Origin of the sequence: Myxococcus vastator (assembly GCF_010894475.1) — a bacterium.
GTDB classification, from domain to species: Bacteria; Myxococcota; Myxococcia; order Myxococcales; family Myxococcaceae; genus Myxococcus; species Myxococcus vastator.
The window spans coordinates 1-14960 of the sequence record NZ_JAAIYB010000186.1; the positions used below are offsets into that span (position 1 = coordinate 1).

At 70.6% G+C, this 14960-nt stretch carries 14 protein-coding genes; 3 read left to right on the forward strand and 11 right to left on the reverse strand.

Annotation, left to right across the window (positions count from 1 at the left end):
• Positions 1–61 precede the first annotated feature (61 nt).
• Together G4D87_RS19360 and G4D87_RS19365 are read right to left on the reverse strand one after the other, a co-directional pair.
• Positions 62–841, reverse strand: coding sequence for a DUF481 domain-containing protein (locus G4D87_RS19360; RefSeq protein WP_163783544.1), 780 nt, complete (start codon positions 839–841; stop codon positions 62–64).
• Positions 842–891: 50 nt separating this feature from the next.
• Positions 892–1518: a phenylalanine--tRNA ligase beta subunit-related protein gene (locus tag G4D87_RS19365; RefSeq protein ID WP_163783545.1), complete on the reverse strand. Its 627-nt coding sequence runs from the start codon at positions 1516–1518 to the stop codon at positions 892–894.
• 185 nt (positions 1519–1703) lie between these two features.
• Here G4D87_RS19365 and G4D87_RS19370 point away from each other — a divergent pair, with 185 nt between their 5' ends.
• Positions 1704–3326: an ABC-F family ATP-binding cassette domain-containing protein gene (locus tag G4D87_RS19370; protein WP_163783546.1), complete on the forward strand. Its 1623-nt coding sequence runs from the start codon at positions 1704–1706 to the stop codon at positions 3324–3326.
• Between the two features lie 59 nt (positions 3327–3385).
• On the opposite strand, the gene G4D87_RS19375 is transcribed toward G4D87_RS19370, so the two are convergent.
• From G4D87_RS19375 to G4D87_RS19400, 6 genes are all read right to left on the reverse strand, one after another.
• Complete coding sequence (locus G4D87_RS19375) at positions 3386–4144, reverse strand: PH domain-containing protein (protein WP_163783547.1); 759 nt, start codon at positions 4142–4144, stop codon at positions 3386–3388.
• Positions 4137–4718: a PH domain-containing protein gene (locus tag G4D87_RS19380; RefSeq protein ID WP_163783548.1), complete on the reverse strand. Its 582-nt coding sequence runs from the start codon at positions 4716–4718 to the stop codon at positions 4137–4139. Before G4D87_RS19380 ends, G4D87_RS19375 begins: the two co-directional genes overlap by 8 nt.
• Before the next feature lie 142 nt (positions 4719–4860).
• Positions 4861–6270, reverse strand: a complete 1410-nt coding sequence (locus G4D87_RS19385; protein WP_163783543.1) for a hypothetical protein — start codon at positions 6268–6270, stop codon at positions 4861–4863.
• Positions 6271–6320: 50 nt separating this feature from the next.
• A complete protein-coding gene (locus tag G4D87_RS19390) occupies positions 6321–7760 on the reverse strand; it encodes an aldehyde dehydrogenase family protein (protein ID WP_163783549.1) in 1440 nt (479 codons plus the stop codon).
• Between the two features lie 38 nt (positions 7761–7798).
• Complete coding sequence (locus G4D87_RS19395; protein ID WP_163783550.1) at positions 7799–9250, reverse strand: aldehyde dehydrogenase family protein; 1452 nt, start codon at positions 9248–9250, stop codon at positions 7799–7801.
• A gap of 28 nt (positions 9251–9278) precedes the next feature.
• Positions 9279–9962: a TetR/AcrR family transcriptional regulator gene (locus tag G4D87_RS19400; protein WP_163783551.1), complete on the reverse strand. Its 684-nt coding sequence runs from the start codon at positions 9960–9962 to the stop codon at positions 9279–9281.
• 98 nt (positions 9963–10060) lie between these two features.
• On the opposite strand from G4D87_RS19400, the gene G4D87_RS19405 reads away from it, so the two are divergent.
• Positions 10061–10693, forward strand: a complete 633-nt coding sequence (locus G4D87_RS19405; RefSeq protein WP_163783552.1) for a phospholipase D-like domain-containing protein — start codon at positions 10061–10063, stop codon at positions 10691–10693.
• A gap of 135 nt (positions 10694–10828) precedes the next feature.
• Positions 10829–12160: a sensor histidine kinase gene (locus G4D87_RS19410; RefSeq protein WP_163783553.1), complete on the forward strand. Its 1332-nt coding sequence runs from the start codon at positions 10829–10831 to the stop codon at positions 12158–12160.
• A gap of 44 nt (positions 12161–12204) precedes the next feature.
• On the opposite strand, the gene G4D87_RS19415 is transcribed toward G4D87_RS19410, so the two are convergent.
• From G4D87_RS19415 to G4D87_RS19425, 3 genes are all read right to left on the reverse strand, one after another.
• Positions 12205–12861 (reverse strand): ATP-binding cassette domain-containing protein, encoded by a 657-nt coding sequence (locus tag G4D87_RS19415; RefSeq protein ID WP_240358413.1) that lies wholly within the window; start codon positions 12859–12861, stop codon positions 12205–12207.
• A gap of 434 nt (positions 12862–13295) precedes the next feature.
• Positions 13296–14039 (reverse strand): helix-turn-helix transcriptional regulator, encoded by a 744-nt coding sequence (locus G4D87_RS19420; RefSeq protein ID WP_163783556.1) that lies wholly within the window; start codon positions 14037–14039, stop codon positions 13296–13298.
• A gap of 80 nt (positions 14040–14119) precedes the next feature.
• Positions 14120–14959, reverse strand: a complete 840-nt coding sequence (locus G4D87_RS19425) for a fatty acid desaturase family protein (RefSeq protein WP_240358414.1) — start codon at positions 14957–14959, stop codon at positions 14120–14122.
• Position 14960 lies beyond the last annotated feature (1 nt).

Below are 14960 nucleotides of genomic sequence, written 5' to 3' on the forward strand. Positions count from 1 at the left end.
GCGTTGGCTGCTGTCGCCCGGGTGACAATCTCCCTGGGACAGCGCCGGGCCCGTGGAGGGGCTACAGCCGGATGCCCACCGAGGTCCGCAGCTGGGTGTCGAGCTTGGGGACGGCCAGGGGCGGGGAGTTGTCGAAGGCGACGTTGAAGCCGATGCTGACGGTGAGCCGCTCGTTGGGCTTCACCTCGAAGATGGTGTCGTTGAGCAGGCGGACGTCGGCGAAGTCCGTCACGCGGGGCTGGACGTAGAGCGTCTGCACCAGGGCGACGTTCTCCATGAGCTCCAGCCGCCCCAGGATGTAGCTGGACAGGCGCGGGTCCGTGCGGAACGCCCCGGCGTCCGGCTCGGCGTCCCGGCGGATGCGCTCGTGCTCCAGCATCAGCGCGAGCCCCACTACCAGCGTGGCCTTCTTGTCCGTCAGCACCTTCAGCCGGGGCCCCGCGCCCAGCAGGGCCCGGAACTGGATGCGGCGGAACTCGTCGAACTCGTGCTGGAGGAACGTCTCGCCGGAGAGCCGCTCCGTGAACTGGTAGCGGTAGCGGACGTGCTCCAGCACCTTGCTGACGATGACCTCATCGGCGGCGAAGGCGTACTCCCCCCGGACGACGCCCATCCAGGTGTGATGCTCCGTGCGCCACTGGCCCACCAGGGCGCCGCGCAAGCTGAAGAGGTCGATGCTGCCCGTGCGCCAGTCCGCGCCCAGATCCACGGCCGCCGAGCGCCCCGGGCCCGTGTTCTCGTCGAACAACGCCTGGACGTTGATGATTTGCGCTGCCGCCGTTGTCGCATGGAGCCACACGAGCAGCAGCAGCGCCCACCTGCTGGAGTTCAGTTCCGACATGCCCCGGGTCTGCACCGTCGGCTGGCATGTTTCAAGAGCGACGGCGCGGCTCAGGGCAAGCGCTCCACCGTGGCCCCCGCGCGCTCCAGCAGTTCGCGGTACCAGTCGAAGGCACGCGCGGTGCGCGCTCCCAGGGCCTTGGCGCCCCAGAGCACGGTGAGGGTGCGGCGGGTGTCCGCGCTCGTCTTGGTGCGCTGCGCGTCCTTGACGGCGTTGGCGCAGGGCCCCGCCGCGTCGAAGAGGCACAGCAGGCCCGCCAGGTCGATGCTCTGCCCGGACGCGTTGAAGACGTACTGCGCGCCCTCCGGAGCCACGCCCACGCGGAAGGGGGCGGTGGCCCGGTCCAGGTCCACCACGCTGATGGGCAGGCCGCTGTGCAGGGACACCGCGTTGCAGACGTCCACGGCCAGGTTGATGGCGCCCAGCGAGCCGTCACCCGAGGCGCGCACCAGGTACTCCGACGCGGGCTTGCCACGCCCGGTGGGCTTGTAGCCGCCGTGGCGGAGCATGTCGCGGATGGCGCCGCGCACGGTGTCGTCGCTGGACAGGGGCGCGGGGGCGCCGGGCTTCAGCAGCGCCACCAGCCACTCCGGGGAGGGCAGCCCGCCCAACGGCCCGGGGAAGGTGGTGGTGAAGGCCAGCGTGTCCAGGGAGGGGTGGGCGTCGACGGTCAGCACGGCGCGGCACTCTATGTCACGGCGCCCGTAGGGGCAGGTCCCACTTCCAGCCTGGGGCTGGGGGCTTCCCTGCCTGTCCGCTCCCATGCAAGAGAAGTCGCCTTCCAGGGGTTCGGAACATTCTTCCTGGGGCGCGCTACGTGGCATAAGGGCGCCGCACCCGCTTCCGGGCCCCCCGCACGCACATGATTCGTCTCGACAACATCAGCAAGCAGAACGGCCAGCAGATTCTCTTCATCGAGGCCTCCGCGGCGCTCCACAAGGGGGAGAAGGTGGGCCTCGTCGGTCCCAACGGGGCCGGCAAGACGACGCTGTTCCGGATGATTACCAGCCAGGAGCACCCCGACGAGGGCCAGGTCGCGGTCGACCGGGGCGTCACCATTGGCTACTTCAGCCAGGACGTGGGTGAGATGGAGGGCCGCAGCGCCGCCGCCGAGGTGATGGACGGCGCGGGCCCGGTGAGCACGGTGGCCGCCGAGCTGAAGGAGCTGGAGGCGGCCATGGCCGACCCGGACCAGGCGGACAACATGGACAAGCTCGTGGAGCGCTACGGCCTGGTCCAGGGGCGCTTCGAGGAGCTGGGTGGCTACGCGCTGGAGGGCCGCGCGCGGGAGATTCTGGCGGGCCTGGGCTTCACTCAGGAGATGATGGACGGCGACGTGGGCGCGCTGTCGGGCGGTTGGAAGATGCGCGTGGCGCTGGCCCGCATCCTCCTGATGCGCCCGGACGCGATGCTGCTCGACGAGCCGAGCAACCACCTGGACATCGAGAGCCTCATCTGGCTGGAGGAGTTCCTCAAGAACTACGACGGCGCGCTGCTGATGACGTCGCACGACCGCGAGTTCATGAACCGCATCGTGAACAAGGTGGTCGAAATCGACGGCGGCTCGCTGTCGACGTACACCGGCGACTACGAGTTCTACGAGCAGCAGCGGGCGATGAACGAGAAGCAGCAGCAGGCGCAGTTCGAGCGCCAGCAGGCCATGCTCGCCAAGGAGCTGAAGTTCATCGAGCGCTTCAAGGCGCGCGCCTCGCACGCCGCGCAGGTGCAGAGCCGGGTGAAGAAGCTGGAGAAGATTGAGCGCGTGGAGCCGCCCAAGCGGCGCCAGACGGTGCTCTTCGAGTTCCAGCCGGCGCCGCGCTCGGGCGACGACGTGGTGAGCCTGAAGAACGTGAACAAGGCCTACGGCAGCCGCACCATCTACGAGGGGCTGGACTTCCTGGTGCGCCGCACGGAGCGCTGGGCCGTCATGGGCGTCAACGGCGCGGGCAAGTCCACGCTGCTGAAGCTGGTGACGGGCGCCACGCAGCCGGACACGGGCAACGTGGCGCTGGGTGGCAGCGTGAAGCTGGGATACTTCGCGCAGCACGCCATGGACCTGCTGGACGGCGAGCGGACGGTGTTCCAGGCGCTGGAGGATGCCTTCCCCCGCGCGGGGCAGGGCTCGCTGCGGGCGCTGGCCGGCTGCTTCGGCTTCTCCGGTGACGAGGTGGAGAAGAAGTGCCGCGTGCTGTCCGGCGGTGAGAAGGCCCGGCTCGTCATGGCGAAGATGCTCTTCGACCCGCCGAACTTCCTGGTGCTGGACGAGCCCACCAACCACCTGGACATGGCCACGAAGGAGATGCTGATTACGGCGCTCTCCCGCTACGAGGGGACGATGCTGTTCGTCTCCCACGACCGTCACTTCCTGGCCGCGCTGTCCAACCGCGTGCTGGAGCTGACGCCCGAGGGCATCCACCAGTACGGCGGCGGCTACACCGAGTACGTGGCCCGCACCGGCCAGGAAGCGCCCGGCCTGCGGAGCTGAGGCACCGCGCGGCTGCCAGGAGCGGGGCCATGGGCAGATGGCGCGTGCTGTCCCGCGGTTCAGGACTCCGCGGGACCCCGCGCGGACCAGGTGCCGCGGAGCGCGCGGACCTCGGCCAGCAGCTCCTGCGCGGCGGCGTGCGTGGCCTCCGAGGATGGCGCGGACGGAGGGAGCGCCGGCTCGGGGTGCGGCTCCCCCAGTCCCGCGTCCCGGTGCATGCGCACGCGCGTCATGATGACGTCGCGAATCTCCTCCGGGTTGTCCACGCCTCGGAAGTGGGCCTCGTGCAGGCCCTCGGTGTGCGCGGCGTCCGCCTCCTGCGAGCCGCGTCCGCCGCCTCCCGCCGTCTCCACCTTCACATTGGCGATGCCGAGCACCCGCTGGAGCGGGTTCTGCCGGATGGAGACCTGCTGGATGTTGGCGAAGGTCATCGTCTTCTCCTGGAGGGAGACGAGCCCTTCCCGGATGCGCAGGCTCCGGTCGGAGAGGATGTACCAGCGGAACTCGTAGTCGAGCCACGCCACCAGGAAGCCGATGGGGAACTGCACGATGAAGGCGAGCCAGGCGAAGGCCTCGACGAGCCATACGACTTCTTCTGCCCAGCGGAAGGGCAGGTGCGGGACGAACCGCCTCAGCGCCACCCAGCCGAAGAGCAAGCTCACCGTCAGCCCCACCTGCTTCAGTGCCCAGTGAAGCAACTGGTACTGGCGATGCCGGGGCGCGGCGCGGAAGACGCGCACCATTCTTCCTTCGGGGATGTGTGGCGCGGGCGGCACCTTGAGCAGGTTCAGCAGCCAGGCGTGACGCGTGTCAGACATCCTGCTTCTCCCGCGTGGCGCCGCTGTCCAGGCTGAGCCGCAGGGCACGCACCTCCTCGGCAATCTCACGGAGCGTGGCCGCCAGCGCGTCAGGGTCACCCGCGGGCACGGCGCGTGCGCGCTCCTGCGTGGGTGTGGGCCGCTCGCGGCTCCCGCGCATCCTCGAATAGAGGAAGTCCCGCATGGCCGCGTAGGCGGGAACGCCCTCGATGGTGATTTCCGCCTGCGAGTTGCCGCTCGCCGTCTGGATTTGGATGCGCGCCAGCCCCAGCCAGCGCTCCATCAGGTTGCTGGACAGGTGGATGTCCTGGATGCGCGCGTAGGTGAGGGTCACCTCGCGCCGGAAGAGGATGCCCCAGCGGACGGTGATGCCCTCGTCGTCCAGCGTGTAGCGCAGCGTCTGGAACTTGAAGTAGCGGATGAGCCCGAGGATGGGGAAGCCGGGCCCGGCCAGCAGCGCGCTGACGAGGTAGTACGTGAGCAGGCTGCGGTGCGGCTGCAGCACCGTGGGCAGGCGCGACAGGAAGCCCCCGTCGCGGGTCGCGGCTGTGAGGGCGTGGGGCGATTCAGTCATGGGCGGCCGGGCGGGACTTCCACGAAGCGGCGGGTGGTGGCGGTACGGGCGGGCGCCAGCGTGATTGCACCGGCCCGCCCGCGATTCTGCGCCAAGGGTGAGGGGGTGGCCACCCCTCCCAGGCGTCACCTGTCGCGGTGACTCAGAGCGGGGCGTCCGTCGCGCAGCTGGGCGCGTCGCTCTCCGCGGTCAGCCGGGCGAGCGACTTCGGGGCCGCGTCCGTGTAGGGCGAGACGCCGAGCACCAGGCACGTCCGGTACACGAGCGCGCGGCTCGCGGGGAACGCGGTGATGGGGAGCGAGGCGCCGGCGTTGAAGTACACGGAGCCCAGCGCGGAGCCGTAGAACGGGCTGCTGCCCCAGGCGAACTTCTTGCCCGTCACCGGCGTCGCGGCCGACAGCCCGCTGTACTGCGCGGACTGGAAGGGCCATTCGCCCGCGGAGAAGCCCCCGCTGAGCAGCGCCCGGCCCGAGGCCGCCCGCGTCGTCCCCGTGTTGAGGCTGTAGCCGCCGTACACCAGTCCGGTGTCCTGGCCGAGCTTCAGCTCGACGAGCCCCAGCTCATACAGCAGGCCGGAGGTGGGATGCCGCGCCAGCAGCGCGTGGTACTTGCGCGTGTTTCCGATGGGCTCGTTCCACGTCCAGTTCGCCTCGGTGGTGAGCGCGCCCGCGGCGGCCACTCCGGTCGTGAAGTGGTGGAGGGAGTCGCCCCACTGCACGTTGTTGAGCGTGGCGCTGGCGGCGGCGTCCGCGAACTCGACGACGCCGTAGGGGCCTCGCATGTCGAAGGACAGCTGGCCCGCGGTGGCTTCGCTCAGGTCCATCCGCGTGTCGATGCGCGGGAAGTCCGTGCCCTTCTGGAAGACCCATTGGATGGTGACGGGCACCATGAACTTCTGGTGCGCGGCGTCCGCTGCCGCCGTCGCCTCCGTCACGTTGGCCATGGCGGCGCGCGTGCCCCACTTGGGATACCGCAGCGTGAAGCGGTGGCTGGCGGAGGTGGACGCCGGCGTTATCTCCGAGCGCGAGGCCTCCACCGGGAAGCCCAGCCCCAGCGGCGAGTCGTCCTCGCCATGCCGCCCCGCGATGGTGCCGGACGTGCCGTTGTCGAAGGTGCGGTACAGCTCGTGGGCCACGAAGTAGCCGAAGCCCGCCTCGCCGCCCGCCGTGCCATCCACCGTCACCGTGCGCCACTCCGCGCCAGCGGGCACCTGGTAGGTCATCTGCACCGCGTAGCCGCCGTGGCTCGCGGGAGACTGCCGCTTGAGGGACACCGTGCGCGGGCGTCCCTGGGCGTCCGTCCAGGCGTAGCGGTCCACGAGGATTCCCGCCACCGTGGTCGTCTCGCGAGAGACGCCATCGCCCTGCTCGGAGGTAGGCTCGGGGCCGGCGTCCGGAGCACCCGCATCCGGCGTTCCGCTGTCGCCGCTGCCTCCGTCCGTGACGCCGGCGTCCTCCGGGCCTTCCCCGGGGCCGTCGTCGCTGTCGCAGGCCCCCAGGGCCAGCGCCATTCCCAGCCAGAGCCCAGCGAACCGTCGTCCGTTCTTGGTCATGGGCACAGTTATCCCGGAAAACGGGAGACTTGCGCCAGGGCGGCCCGGCCCTACTCGAACAGCCGCCCCGCCAGCCGCGCGAGCTTCTGCGCCTTGCCGGTGAAGGGCGGGAAGAACAGGTGGAGCAGGGACGTGCGTCCCTGGCGCAGCACCGCGCGCTCGTGGCTGAAGGTCCGGAAGCCCGTCTCGCCGTGATACGCGCCCACGCCGCTGGCGCCCGCGCCGCCGAAGGGCAGGTTCGGATTCGCATGATGCAGCACCACGGTGTTGATGCACGCGCCGCCCGAGCGCGTCTCCCGCAGCAGCCGCTCCACCGTGGCCTCGTCGTTGCTGAACACGTAGAGCGCCAGGGGCTTGCCGTCCTCGCGCACGTGCGACACCACCTCGTCCAGGGACTCGAAGCGCAGCACCGGCAGCACGGGCCCGAAAATCTCCTCGGCCATGATGGGCGTGTCCGGCGTCACGTCCGCGAGCACCGTGGGCGCGATGTAACGCGACTCCGCGTCCACGCCGCCGCCCGCCACCACGCGCGCGCCAGCCTCCACGGTGCGGTCCATCAACTGGCGCACCCGCGTGAAGGCGCCGTCATCCACCATGCGGCACAGGTCCAGGCTCGCGCGGCGCGCCTCCTCGGTGCGGCCGTAGAAGCGCTCCAGGGCCTCCTTCACCGCTTCGAGCAGCGCCTCTTCCTTCGACGCATGGACCCAGACGTGGTCGGGGGCGATGCACGTCTGCCCGCCGTTGAGGAACTTGCCCCACACCACGCGCTCGGCGGCGGCCGCCACGTCCGCCGTCTCATCGACGATGACGGGCGACTTGCCACCCAGCTCCAGCGTCACGCTGGCCAGGTGCTTCGCCGCGGCCTCCATCACCCGCCGGCCCACGCGGGCGCCACCGGTGAAGAAGAAGTGGTCGAAGGGCAGCCGCAGCAGCGCCTCGCCCACCTCCGGGCCGCCCTCCACCACGGTGACTTCCTCCGGGGGAAAGACGTCCTTCACCAGCTCCGCGATGAAGCGCGCCGTGTGGGGCGTCTTCTCACTGGGCTTGCACAGCACGGCGTTGCCCGCGGCCACCGCGGCCACCAGCGGCGACACCAGCAGGTGGAAGGGGTAGTTCCACGGGGCCATCACCAGCACCACGCCCCGAGGCTCGGACCGCACCAAGCTGGATGTGCCGGTGAGCAGCAGGGGCGTGGAGACCTTCCGAGGCTTCATCCACGTCTTGAGGTGCTTCTGGATGGAGGCCAGCTCCATCAGGACGGGGAGGACCTCGGTGGCCTCCACCTCCGCGCGCGGCTTGCGGAAGTCGGCGTGGAGCGCCTCGGCCAGGGCCTCGCGCCGGGCGACGAGCAGCGTCTTGAGCTGCTCCAGCCGGGCCAGCCGTTCCTTCATGCCGCGGCGCGCCACCTCCCAGCGATGCGCATGGAGGCGGTCGAACGCCTCCTGCACGCCGTCCGGCATCCGTGCTTCTTCCAACTTCACCACGCGCATCGCCTGGCTCCTTCCGGAGGTGCCCCGGCCTGGGGTGCCTACTCCAGCAGCCGGGTCGCGCGGGAGGCCAGTTCCTGCGCCTTCCCGCGATACGGCGGGAAGAACACCGAAGCCAGCGACTTCATCCACTGAACCATCACTGCCCGCTCATGGCTGAACGTCTTGAAGCCGAAGTGGCCGTGGTAGTTCCCCAGGCCACTGGTGCCCACCCCTCCGAACGGGAGGTGGGGGTTCGCGAGGTGGACGAGCACGTTGTTCACCACCGCGCCACCCGACGTGGTGTTCTGGAAGATGTCCTCCACCGCCCGCTTGTCCTGGCTGAACACGTAGAGGGCCAGGGGCTTCCCGCCCGCGCGGATGTGCGCGTAGACCTCTTCACGGGACTGGTAGGTGAGCACCGGCAGCACGGGGCCGAAAATCTCGCCCTCCATCACCGGGCTCTGGGCCGTCACGCCGGACAGCACGGTGGGCGCGATGTAGCGCGAGGGCCCGTCCGCCTCCCCGCCCACCTCCAGCTTCGCTCCCGCGGCCACCGAGCGGTCGAGCAGGTCCTTCACCCGCCGCCACGCCACCGGGTCCACCAGTCGCGACAGGTCAGGGCTCGCCTGCCGCTCCTGCTCCGTGCCGCCGTAGAAGCGGGTGATGGCCGCCTTGAGCGCCTCCAGGAACGCCCGCTCCTTCGACGCGTGCACGAAGACGTAGTCCGGCGCCACGCACGTCTGGCCGCCGTTGACGAACTTGCCCCAGCACAGGCGCTCCGCCGCGACGGCGACGTCCGCCGTCTCATCAATGATGACGGGCGACTTGCCACCCAGCTCCAGCGTCACGCTGGCCAGGTGCTTCGCCGCGGCCTCCATCACGATGCGGCCGATGCGCGTGTTGCCGGTGAAGAAGATGTGGTCGAAGGGCAGCTCCAGCAGCGCCTGCGCCGTCTCCGCGCCGCCTTCGAACAGCGCCACCTCGTTCTCCGGAAACACGTCCTTCACCAGCTGCGCCAGGAAGCGCGAGGTGTGCGGCGTCTTCTCGCTGGGCTTGCAGATGATGGTGTTGCCCGCGGCGATGGCGGCCACCAGCGGCGACACCAGCAGGTTGAAGGGGTAGTTCCACGGCGACAGCAGCAGCACCGCGCCGCGCGCCTCGTAGCGCACGTGGCTGGACGAGCCCGCCAGCAGCATCGGCGTGCCCACCCGCCTGGGCTTCATCCACGACTTGAGGTGCCGCACCGTGTGGTTCAGCTCCTCCAGCGTGGGGTGCAGCTCCGTCAGGTCCACCTCCACCGCGGGCTTGCGGAAGTCCGCGTGGATGGCGTCCGCCAGCTCCGCGCGGCGGGCGATGATGGCCTCGCGCAGCCGCTTCAGCCGGGCGATGCGTTCGGCGGCCGTGGTGCGGGACATCGTCCAGCGGTGCGCGCGCTGGGCCTCGAACACCGCGCGGATGCGCTCGGTGTCGGCGGTGGGCTGCGTGGTGGCTTGGGCAGTCGCTTCGAGCATGGGGTTCTCCAGGGGTGGGAAAGGGGACTCAGCGGGACTCCAGCCCGCGAAGAAGGGTGGTGAGGGCCGCCGTCAGCTCGGCGGTGAAGTCGACGCGCAGCGGCGCCAGGTGGGGCAGCGCCTCCAGCACCTCGCGCGCCACCGGGGCCACGTCCGCCATCTGCCGCAGGCCCGTCACCAGCGCGTGCAGGTGGATGAAGAAGCGCGGGCCGTCTCCGGCTTGAAGGAACGACAACCGCTGCTCCACCCGCGTGCCCGCGCGGAGTAGCGCCGCCAGCAGCCGCTCCTTGAACGGGCGGAGCTGCTCGGCCGTCACGTTCTGCTCCAGCACCGTCTGGAGCAGCGCCAAGAGCCGCGTCAGGGCCTCCTCGCCCTCCAGCGACTCAGCCACCGTGCGCGCCAACCGGGGCCCCGTCCAGGCGGCGAGGTCCTCCGCCAGCAGCCCGTCCAGCCGGTCGAACCACGCGAAGAGCAGGTCCTCCAGCAGCGCCAGGAACAGCGCCTCCTTGGTGGGGAAGTAGAGGAACACCGTGCCCTTGGCCAGCAGCGCCCGGCCGGCCACGTCCGCCATCTTCACCTCGGCGTAGGATGTCGACTGATACAGGGCCAGGGCCTCATCCAGGATGAGCCGCCGCCGCGCTTCCTTGTCCTCGTCCTTGCGGGCTCGCTGGGGCAGGGCTCGCTTCGCCTTCGCCGCTGGGGTGCTGACCATGACGCATGGATGAATGACCCGCGGTCATTCGTCAAGTGACTGAAGGTCATTTGTCCATTGGGTGGCCAGGTGAGGGCATGTGTGGTGGAGTGCGCTGCATGCGACCCATCGAGGCGGAGCTCCTGTCAGGCAGCGCGCTGTACCGGGAGGTGGTGTTGGAGAAGCTGCTCCACGCCCGGGAGTCGGTGTGGATGGCCACGGCCAACGTGAAGGCGATGTTCGTGGAGCACGGCGGCCGCTTCGTCCCGCTGGTGGACGTGCTGGACACGCTGGCTGCGCGTGGGGTGGCGCTGCGGCTGTTGCACGCGGAGCTGCCGAGCCGGCCCTTTCGCGCCGCCTTTGACCGGCGAGCGCGGCTGGTGGCGGGGGGCTTGTCGCTCAAGGTCTGCCCGCGCGTGCACTTCAAGGCGGTGGTGGTGGATGGCGCCTGGGCGTACCTGGGCAGCGCCAACCTCACCGGCGCGGGGCTGGGCGCCAAGGGCGACTCCGCGCGCAACTTCGAGCTGGGCTTCGTCACCGAGGACTTCGACGTCATCGACCGGGTGACGGCGCTCTACGAGGCGGTGTGGAGCGGCGCCGAGTGCAGGGCGTGCAAGCTCCGCGCGGTGTGTCCCGACCCCATCCTGCCCGCGGGCAAGCGAGCGCCCGCGCCGCGCCGTCCTCGCGCGGAGGCCCCACGTCTGGGCAAGGCGCGCCGTCTCCAGCGGGGCGCGAAGGCCGCCCCACGCTAGGTTGGCCACACCGCGCGTCGGGTGCGCCCGGCACGGATGGGAGGCGTCCGTGACTCGGGCTGAAATCGCGGCCCTTCCGCTGTAGCGTTCCGCCGTTACTCGCGCGCTGCGCGTCCCGCATCAGGAAGCCTCCCCGTGCGCCCGGCCACCCTCTCCGCCACCTCTCCTCCCGAGCTGGAGTCGCAGCTCAAGCTGCGGCGCCGCAACTTCCTCCTGTGCGCCGCGGGGCTCGCGCTGTCGCTCGTGATGCAGCCGCTGACGCTGGGGCAGGTCGTCACGCAGGTGCTCTGGGTCCACCTGGGCTGGTGTGCCGCCTTCATCTTCCTGGGCGTGGCGGTGGGGGCCCGGTGGATGTCGCCGCGCCCCATCGGCCTGGCCGCCGCCGTCGTCAGCCTGGTGGGGCTCACGCTGGACATCCACTTCACGGGGGGCATCTACAGCCCCTTCTTCCCTTCGCTGTACGCGGTGCCGCTCATCATCTGCGTCTTCACGCCGGAGCACCGCCGTCCCACGCAGCTGGCCTGCGCGCTCACGTGGGTGTGTCTGCTGGTGACGTGCTGGGCCTCGGGCGCGTCGCCGCAGGTGGCGGTGTCACAGGGCCTGTCCTTCGCGTTCGTGGCGTGGGTGTCCGTGCTCGGCTCGCAGACGTTCCGCCGGCTGCGGGACGCGGAGCGGGAAGCGGACGCGGAGCGGATGGTGGCGCTGGAGCGCCTGGCGGAGAGCGAGCGGCTGCGCGCCCAGGCGGACCTGCACCGCGCGGAGATGGAGCGGCTGGCGCTGGTGGGGCAGCTGGCCGCGGGCGTGGCGCACCAGGTGAACAACCCGCTGTCCTACGTGAAGTCCAACCTGGGCTATCTGGACGAGGAGCTGGGCGAGCCGTCGCCGGACGTGGAGGAGCTGCGCCGCGTGGTGGCCGAGACGCAGCAGGGCGTGCTGCGCATCCAGCAAATCGTCACGGAGCTGCGCGACTTCTCTCGCGCCAACGCCCAGGACGAAGAGGCCTGCGCGGTGGCGGAGGCCCTGGCGAAGGCGCGCTGGCTGGCGTCCGCGGAGCTGCGTGGCCTGACCGAGGTGGTGGAGGACGTGGCGCCGGACCTGCCCCGGGTGCGCATGGGCCTGGGCCGGCTGGTGGAGGTGCTGGTGAAGCTGCTGCTCAACGCGGCCCAGGCCGTGGACGACGCGCAGCCCCGGCGCCCGGGCCGCATCGTCCTGCGCGCGCGGACGTTCCAGGCGGGGGTGCGCCTGGAGGTGGAGGACAACGGCGCGGGCCTCCCCGAGTCCGTGCTTCCTCGCCTCTTCGAGCCCTTCTCCGCCGTTCCTCGCGCCAAGGCCGCGGGGCTGGCGCTGTCGGTGTGCCGCGACCAGGTGGAGAGCGTCGGGGGAACGTTGTCGGCGGAGCACCGTCCCGACGGGGGCACCCGCTTCGTCCTCAACCTGCGGCCGGCGCCGCTGCACGCGCCCGTCTGACGCGAGCGGCGCCGTGGGACGGCGAAGCGTGTCGCGCCGACCCGTCAGCCGGTGTGGCGACGGAGCCCGGGCTCGTCGAAGAAGTCCCGGGGCGAGGCCTGGTCCACGAGCATCCCGTCATCAATGAGCAGCACGTGGTCGGCCACCATGCGCGCCAGCGGGAGGTGCTGCGTGACGAGCACCACGGTGCGTTCGGCGCGCAGCAACATCAGCCGCCGCGCCAGCCACCGGACGCCGTCCGCCGTGAGTCCGACTTCGGGCTCGTCCAGGAGGACCAGGGGCGCCTTGTTCGCGATGGCGACGGTGAGCAGGGCCAGCCGCCACAGCCCCTCGGGCAGCAGCGCGATGGGCCGCTCGCGCAGTCGGTCCAGCCGCGCCGCCGCCGCGGGCGCGCAGGCCCAGACGGACTCCAGCGTCTGGCGCGCCTCGGCGCCAAGCAGCTCGCCCAGGGTGCGGGACTCCGCGGGCCGGGCCTGGGGCACCACCGCTTGCGCCGACACGGGGAGGGTGAGCTGGCCCCGCACCCAGAAGTCCGCGCCGTCTCCGAGCGGGCCTTTGACGAGCGTCCGCAGCAGCGTGCTCTTGCCACCGCCACCCGGGCCCAGCACCACGCTGGCGCGCCGCCAGGGCAAATCGAAGGAGAGCTTCGCCAGCACCGCGCGAGGGCCGTAGCCGGCGCCCAGGTTCCTGGCTTGAATCACGGCGCTGCGCTCCTTTCTCGATGCGAGGGGGACGGCCTTCAGCGGGCGGCGGCGCACGTGGCGATGAGGTTCCAGGGCGCCGGGTGAAGCGCAGCCGTCAGCGCTGTCTGTAATTGACCGGGCGTCACAGGAAGCAGCTCCGAGGACAGCGGTGGAAGCGCCGGTGGGGTGGGCGTCGCGTTCTTTGATTTTGTAGTGTCTGTGGATAATTATTGTCAAATCGCCGCGGAGTGCGGGAATCAGTCTGAAAGTCCGCTGAGCGTCGGAACTCCCGGAGTCCCGCGCGCCAGGTGTCGCACCCATGACGTGTCAAAGACTTGCGCGTCACCCGCTGAGTCGCCCGGTCCCACCTGACGACGTATGGGAATGTTGAGCGCCTGTGCTGGCTGGCAGGGATTGCCGGGAGCCAGCGGCTTCCCGGCTCCGGGACGTGACTACTCGGGCACGTCGGACGTGGCCGCTTCCTCCACCAGGGCCTCGGCGGGGGACGGCGTGCCGGTGCCCTGCGGCTGCTTCTGCCTGTCTCGCCACGCGCTGGGGGACTCGCCCACCAGCTTGCGGAAGAGGCTGCTGAAGTGTTGGAGCGAGGCGCAGCCCACCTCCACCGCCACCGCGGTGAGCTTCATGTTCGACTCGCGCAGCAGCGACTGCGCCATGCGCACCTGCACCGCGTTGAGCTCGCTCTGGAAGGACGTGCTGGCCTCCTTCAACCGGCGCTGCAACGTCCGTTCGGACATGCCCATCTCCCGGGCCACGTCCGACAGGTTCACCTCCGGCAGCCGGCCCCGCATCACCTGGTGCAGCTCGCGCAGCAGGGGCGACTGGCCGGTGGCCTCCGCGACCAGGCCGTTGAGCTCCTCCAGCAGCGCCGCGGCCTCGGCCTCCGGATGCCCCAACCACCGCAAGGCGTCATCAGGAGCGGTGAAGGCCCGGCTGGGGTAGGCCCCGGACAGCAGCGTGTAGAAGCCGCCCACCACCGCGCCCACCACGCCCTCGGGCCGCACCAGCGCCTGCTTCAGCACGGATGCGCTGAAGTCCTTCTCGCGAGGCTGCATGTATTTGACCAGGGCGGCAAACGCCATGGGGTCCGCGGCCTCCAGCCGGCGCGCGTCCACCAGCGAGGCATGCGGCTTGGCAGGGGACAGCTCCACGTCCAGCACCTGGACGAGCCGGCGCACCTCGGCCTCTCCGGGGCGCCCCCAGAGGACGAAGCCGCACAGGTCCGCCGAGGCGTACCAATGGAGGAAGCCCTCCCCGACTAGGTAACGGCCGTGGGGGTCCCGGCGGTAATCTTCGACTCCGTCTGCCGATCGCACGGCTTGGCAGAATAGCGCTTCGCCACCCGGACCACCCAGAACGGATTGATGGGGGAGAGCCCGGTAGTCAGCTCTGGACGGAGCCTGGACGTCCGAGCGAGCTCCTCGGTGAGGGCCGGAAGCGCGTGCCAGGGCACCTGCGGCTTCAGGTGGTGGGCCTGATGGTGGCCCGCGTTGAAGAACCACCGGTTGTAGAAGGCGGAGTAGGACGTGGTCCCCAGGGCGTCCTTCTGCTCGGAGTCCGTCTCGAAGTGGGCCGCCAGGTTGAGCCAGTGGATGCAGCACTGCGTCACCAGCAGCACCCCCCACCAGGCCAGGCCCAGCGCGGGCTTCCACACGATGAGCGCCAGCAGCACGCCGTCCACCACCAGGAAGTCCACCGCCAGCTCCAGCCGCTGGTGCTTCTTCTTCGCCCACTGCCAGACCTGGCCCAGCGTCTCATAGGGCCACAGCCACGGCGTCAGCGCCGAGCGCAGGCAATAGCGCAGGACGCGCTCTCCGGGACGGCGGCGGCCCCAGTCGCCCGGGCCGTCATCGTACCGGTGGTGGTTGAAGTGGTGGATGAAGTAGCCCCGGTAGGGGAACCCACACGCCATGCCCAGTGAGCGGGACACCACCCAGTGCGCCAGGGGAGACCGGGCAATGGACACGTGCATGTGGTTGTGCAGGACGGCGTAGTTCCAGAAGCAGATGGCCCAGCCCAGCAGGCACATGGCCAGCCGCCCCACCCAGGGCAGCGCGTCCCAGCTCAGGATGAAGGCTGGGAACCACCCCCACCACAAC

What these genes read in the sequence shown, in the direction of transcription:
- G4D87_RS19360 (WP_163783544.1), bottom strand. Translation starts at nt 841, where the DNA reads ATGTCGGAACTGAACTCCAGCAGGTGGGCGCTGCTGCTGCTCGTGTGG.
- G4D87_RS19370 (WP_163783546.1), top strand. Translation starts at nt 1,704, where the DNA reads ATGATTCGTCTCGACAACATCAGCAAGCAGAACGGCCAGCAGATTCTC.
- G4D87_RS19375 (WP_163783547.1), bottom strand. Translation starts at nt 4,144, where the DNA reads ATGTCTGACACGCGTCACGCCTGGCTGCTGAACCTGCTCAAGGTGCCG.
- G4D87_RS19380 (WP_163783548.1), bottom strand. Translation starts at nt 4,718, where the DNA reads ATGACTGAATCGCCCCACGCCCTCACAGCCGCGACCCGCGACGGGGGC.
- G4D87_RS19385 (WP_163783543.1), bottom strand. Translation starts at nt 6,270, where the DNA reads ATGACCAAGAACGGACGACGGTTCGCTGGGCTCTGGCTGGGAATGGCG.
- G4D87_RS19390 (WP_163783549.1), bottom strand. Translation starts at nt 7,760, where the DNA reads ATGCGCGTGGTGAAGTTGGAAGAAGCACGGATGCCGGACGGCGTGCAG.
- G4D87_RS19395 (WP_163783550.1), bottom strand. Translation starts at nt 9,250, where the DNA reads ATGCTCGAAGCGACTGCCCAAGCCACCACGCAGCCCACCGCCGACACC.
- G4D87_RS19400 (WP_163783551.1), bottom strand. Translation starts at nt 9,962, where the DNA reads ATGGTCAGCACCCCAGCGGCGAAGGCGAAGCGAGCCCTGCCCCAGCGA.
- G4D87_RS19405 (WP_163783552.1), top strand. Translation starts at nt 10,061, where the DNA reads ATGCGACCCATCGAGGCGGAGCTCCTGTCAGGCAGCGCGCTGTACCGG.